This is a genomic window from Thauera phenylacetica B4P, assembly GCF_000310225.1.
Lineage (GTDB): Bacteria > Pseudomonadota > Gammaproteobacteria > Burkholderiales > Rhodocyclaceae > Thauera > Thauera phenylacetica.
Window position 1 is genome coordinate 1 of the sequence record NZ_AMXF01000271.1, and the last position, 4,973, is coordinate 4,973.

At 71.8% G+C, this 4,973-nt stretch carries 6 protein-coding genes; 3 read left to right on the forward strand and 3 right to left on the reverse strand.

Annotation, left to right across the window (positions count from 1 at the left end):
- From C667_RS20135 to C667_RS20145, 3 genes are all read left to right on the forward strand, one after another.
- The coding region (locus tag C667_RS20135; RefSeq protein ID WP_004379589.1) for a L,D-transpeptidase family protein at positions 1-990 on the forward strand (990 nt) is incomplete at its 5' end.
- Positions 991-1,079: 89 nt separating this feature from the next.
- Entirely contained in the window at positions 1,080-2,306 is a 1,227-nt protein-coding gene (locus C667_RS20140; protein ID WP_004379591.1) for a glycosyltransferase family 4 protein, read from the forward strand.
- 3 nt (positions 2,307-2,309) lie between these two features.
- Positions 2,310-3,164 (forward strand): UDP-2,3-diacylglucosamine diphosphatase, encoded by an 855-nt coding sequence (locus C667_RS20145; RefSeq protein ID WP_004379593.1) that lies wholly within the window; start codon positions 2,310-2,312, stop codon positions 3,162-3,164.
- A gap of 174 nt (positions 3,165-3,338) precedes the next feature.
- Here C667_RS20145 and C667_RS20150 read toward each other — a convergent pair whose 3' ends face one another.
- The 3 genes from C667_RS20150 to C667_RS20160 all read right to left on the reverse strand — a co-directional run.
- The gene (locus C667_RS20150) at positions 3,339-3,548 is read right to left on the reverse strand and encodes a hypothetical protein (protein ID WP_004379594.1); all 210 of its coding nucleotides are present in this window, start codon (positions 3,546-3,548) and stop codon (positions 3,339-3,341) included.
- Positions 3,549-3,671: 123 nt separating this feature from the next.
- Positions 3,672-4,193, reverse strand: coding sequence for a hypothetical protein (locus tag C667_RS20155; RefSeq protein ID WP_004379596.1), 522 nt, complete (start codon positions 4,191-4,193; stop codon positions 3,672-3,674).
- Positions 4,190-4,973, reverse strand: a 784-nt coding sequence (locus C667_RS20160; protein ID WP_004379598.1) for a carboxypeptidase-like regulatory domain-containing protein, incomplete at its 5' end; no start/stop codon positions are given. The genes C667_RS20155 and C667_RS20160, both read right to left, overlap by 4 nt.

Genomic DNA, 4,973 nt, shown 5'->3' on the forward strand with positions numbered 1-4,973 from the left:
GCCGGGCCCACGCTCAAGCCCGGTGCGCGCAGCGCGCGCGTGCCCTCGCTGCGCGCGCGCCTGGCCGCCGCGGGCGAGCGCGTGCTCGAGGCGCGCGACCACTCGCACTACGACGAGGGTCTGGTCGATGCGGTCAAGCGCTTCCAGGCCGCGCATGGGCTGCAGGCCGACGGCGTGCTCGGGGCGCAGACCCTGGAGGCGCTCAACGCCAGCCCGGCGCAGCGCGTCGCGCAGATCCGCGCCAACCTCGAGCGCCTGCGCTGGGTGGCGAGCGACCTCCAGGGCGATCGCCTGCTGGTCGACATCGTCGGCTACCACGCCGACCTGGTGCTCGACGGCCAGCCGGTGTGGGCCTCGCGGGTGATCGTCGGCAAGCCCAAGCGGCGCACGCCCTCGCTGCTCGACAGCGTCACCCACCTGGTGCTCAACCCCAAGTGGGTGGTGCCGCCCACCATCCTGCGCGAGGACGTGATCCCCGGCGCGGCGCGCAACCCGTCCTACCTCGCCAACCGTCGCATGCGCGTGGTGGATCGCAGCGGGCAGACCGTCGACCCGTCCACGATCGACTGGAGCGGGGCGCGCCAGAGTGGCTTCCCCTACCGCATCGAGCAGCAGTCGGGCGCCGACGGCTCGCTCGGGCGGATCAAGTTTTCGCTCTCCAATCCCTACGCCATCTACCTGCACGACACCAACGCGCGCTCGCTGTTCAAGCGCGCCGAGCGCGCGCTCAGCTCGGGCTGCGTGCGAGTGGAGAAGCCCGCCGAGCTCGCCGCGCTGCTGCTCGCCGACGCCGAGCGCTGGAGCGCGCAGGCGCTGCAGGCGGCGCTCGACAGCGGGCGCACGCGCACCGTGGGGGTGGGGCGCGACGTCAAGGTGCTGCTGCACTACGCCACCGCCGCGCTCGACGACACGGGCGCGGTGCTGCTGCGCAACGACATCTACGGCTACGACGCGGCGATCGTCGCCGCGCTCGACGCGCCTGTGCGCTGAAGCCGCATCCCACCGGCACGCGCCGCCGTAAGCTCGCGGCAACGCCGGCGTAACACCGCTGTCTCACGGCCCCCCTAGTCTGCGGGGCCATGAGAACGCTCGACTACACCACCGAAGACCTCTGCCGCGCGCCGCGCCTGCGCATCGCCCTGGTGACCGAGACCTGGGCGCCCGAGGTCAATGGCGTGGCCATGACCCTGGGGCGCATGGTCGACGGCCTCGTCCGCCGCGGCCACGGCGTGCAGCTCATCCGTCCGCGCCAGCGGCCCGGCGAGACCGCGCTGCACGGCGAGGGCCTCGAAGAGGTGCTCGCCCGCGGCCTGCGCCTGCCGCGCTACGACGGCCTCAAGCTCGGCCTGCCTGCGCGCGTGCGCTTGCTGCGCGAGTGGTCGCGCCAGCGCCCCGACCTGGTCCACGTGGCGACCGAGGGCCCGCTCGGGTGGACCGCGGTCACCGCGGCCAACAAGCTGCGCATCCCGGTCAGCTCCGACTTCCACACCAACTTCGACCACTACAGCGGCCACTACGGCATGGGCTGGCTGCGCCAGCCGGTGGCCGCCTACCTGCGCCGTTTCCACAACCGCAGCGCGGTCACCTTCGTGCCCACCGCGGCGCTCGCGGCGCAGCTCTCGGCGCAGGGCTACCGCAGCGTGGATGTGATCTCGCGCGGGGTGGACACCGCGCTGTATTCGCCGGCGCGCCGCGACGAGGCCTTGCGTCGCGCCTGGGGCGTGCCTGCGGGCGGGCTGGCGGTGATCGGTGTCGGCCGCCTGGCGCCGGAGAAGAACCTCGGCCTCGCGATGCGCGCCTTCGCCGCGATCCGCCGCCTGCGCCCGGACGCGCGCATGATCCTGGTGGGCGACGGCCCCCAGCGCGCGGCGCTGGCGCGCGCCCACCCCGACGCCGTCTTCGCCGGCATGCGCCACGGCGAGGACCTCGCCGCGCACTACGCGTCGGCGGACCTGTTCCTTTTCCCCAGCCTCACCGAGACCTTCGGCAATGTCACCCTCGAGGCGATGGCGAGCGGGGTGTGCCCGGTGGCTTACGACTACGCCGCCGCCGCCGAGGTGATCCGCGACCTCGGCAACGGCGCCAGCGTGGCCTGCGGCGACGAGGAGGGCTTCATCGCGCGCGCCGTGCAGATGGCCGGGGCCGATGCGCTGCGCGCCGAGCTCGCGCGCGCCGCGCGCCACAGCGCCGAGGCGATCGACTGGGAGCGCGTGAACGACCACTTCGCCGCGGCCCTGCTGCGCGTGTGGCGGGCCGGCAGCGGCCTGCCCGTCGAGCTGTGCGCACCTCGCCCGGAGGAGGCCTGAAACATGAGCAGCGTGCGCGCGATCTTCCTCTCCGACGTCCATCTCGGCACGCGTGCCTGCCAGGCCGAGCGCCTGCTCGACTTCCTGCGCGAGCACGAGTCGGACTATCTCTACCTGCTCGGCGACATCGTCGACTTCTGGGCGATGAAGCGCAGCGTGCAGTGGGCGCCCAGCCATAACACCGTGGTGCAGAAGGTGCTGCGCCGCGCCCGCCACGGCTGCGAGGTGATCTTCATCCCCGGCAACCACGACGAGGCCCTGCGCGAGCATGCCGGCATCGCCTTCGGCGACATCCGCGTCGAGTCGGAGTGGGTCCACCAGACCGCGGACGGCCGGCGCTACTGGCTCGTGCATGGGGATGAGTACGACCAGGTCACCCGCCACCACCGCTGGGTGGCGTTGCTGGGCGACGTCGCCTACAACGCGCTGGTGCGGGTCAACCTGCTGTTGTCGCGCGCGCGCCGCCTGCTCGGCGTGCCGGGCTACTGGTCGCTCGCCGGCTACGCAAAGCAGAAGGTGAAGAAGGCGGTGAGCTTCATCTTCGACTTCGAGGACGCGGTCGCCCACGCCGCCCAGCAGCGCGGGGTGGACGGGGTGATCTGCGGCCACATCCACTGGGCCTCGGACCGCCGCATCGGCGACATCCGCTACCTCAACTGCGGCGACTGGGTGGATAGCTGCAGCGCCGTGGTCGAGCACCACGACGGCCGCATCGAGGTGCTGCAGTGGGGCGTGCAGGGCGCGCACGCGCTCGCGGCCCTCCCGGCGCTGCCCGCGCCTGCACGTCCGTCCCTTCCCCCGCGCGCCGCGCCGGTCCCGGCGGGCGCCGAGCGCATCTACCTGATGCCGGACATCTGAACCCGCGGGGCCTCTCGGTCGTCGCATTCGCGCCTTGCGGCGCTCCTACATCGGCACGAAGCGCAGCGGTTTTCCGGCACAAAGCGCTGCGGTTTCTGCAGGAGCGCCGCCAGGCGCGAACAGGGCCGCCGGGCTGTACCGCCTCCCGCCGGGTGAGGCCTGCGGCCTGCCGGCTCAATCGTCGCGCTCGTCGCGCAGCAGGTCCCAGGCGATGAACATCCCCAGCGCGGCGTTCCCCAGCGCGAACAGCGCCACGACCACGGTCGCCAGCGGCACCAGCGGCCAGCTGCGCAGGAACCAGGCGAGCACGGCGGAGAGCAGGTTGAGCACGATCATCAGCCAGAAGCGGCGGTCCTGCGGGCGGTAGAGGCGGGAGAGCTTCATCGGCGGGAGGCGGGGAGAGATCCGAAGGGTGAAGCGCGGCGCGAAAATTGCGCACGCTAAGACGCGATAAATAGCGCTGCGCAGCATTTAGCCCAGAGCAAGCGAATTGCGCAACGGGAAAAGTCAGGTCTCGGAAATGAAAAGCTGGAGCGTGAGCGTACCGACCAGCGTATCCCCGCAAAACGCCTGCGCCGACAAAGACCACGACGAATACTTGTAGTCGTTTGCAAGGTCAATTGGCGGCACGCTCACCACCAGCAGCTGCGGCGACGCCGTGATCGACACGGGCACAATAGGCTCGCCAGCCATCCACGCCCACTCCCAGCGCACGCCGTCGATCGAGGCGCCTGATGGAATGCCCACGATAGTCGACGTTACGGGGGTGCTCCCATAGACGGATCGGGGATCCAGCCGCCAATTGGTCGCAGCCCCGTCAGTCGAGTAGACGATCGGAGAATAGGTCTGGTAGGGACCGATCGTCGTCGGAAGCGTCCCCCATGCGACCCCAGACACCTCACAGCCGGAGACCGGATCGGGATCGGGATCGGGGGCTGGCCGCAGTGGCAGTAGGTCGGCATCCGCAGCCAGCGGCTGCAGGCGGATCGACAGGCCCAGATTGGGCGTGCGCTGGACCACTCGCCTCATACCACCACCTCGAGATCGAAGGGGCTGTAGCCCGCCATGTATACAGAAAGGGAATGCGCGCCGCGCTCGGCGCGGAACTGCACGCGCCCGAGCGCATCGGTCTCCCGGGTCTCCTGACCGTCCAGCGTCACTGCGGCACCGGCCAGTGGGTTGCCGGCCGGGTCGCTGATCGTGAACGTGGCCACACCGTCCCGGAACGTCACGTTGTCGTCGGGCCGCGCAGCATCCACGGCCTGCGCGCGCTGGGTCATCTCGATCCGCGGCGCGCTGCCCGCAGGCATCCACGCGACCAGATCGAGCGTGCCGCGGCCGCGGTCGCGGGCCGTGCTCAGCACCAGGGCAGAGCCTGCAGGCACGCGTGGATGATCGACCGCGACAGTGTCGCCCGGCGCGATCGCGAGGTATGCATCCAAGGTCGCCCGCAGCGTCCAGCCCGGCCGCGCGATCATCGCGAGCCGGGCCTGCGCGATCTCCAGTGCATCGCGCGCCGTGCGCACCGCGCCCATGTCGAGCTCCACCTCCAGCCTGCCATAGGACTGCACGGCATCCGGGGCGGATACGGTCACGGCCTGCCGCGCGCCGCCGGTCGCCCAGTCGTACCCGAACGCCGCCCGCGCCACCGTGGCCAGCTCGCCGGCGGCCGCCTCGGCGGAGATCCGCTCGACGTTCAGCACCGTCAGCGTCGCCATCGGGACGCCGATCGCGCGGCGCCGCGCGGTCGGCGGGTCCGCGACCCACACCGCGCCCAGCGGCTCGATCACCTGCGCGATCGCCGCGCGC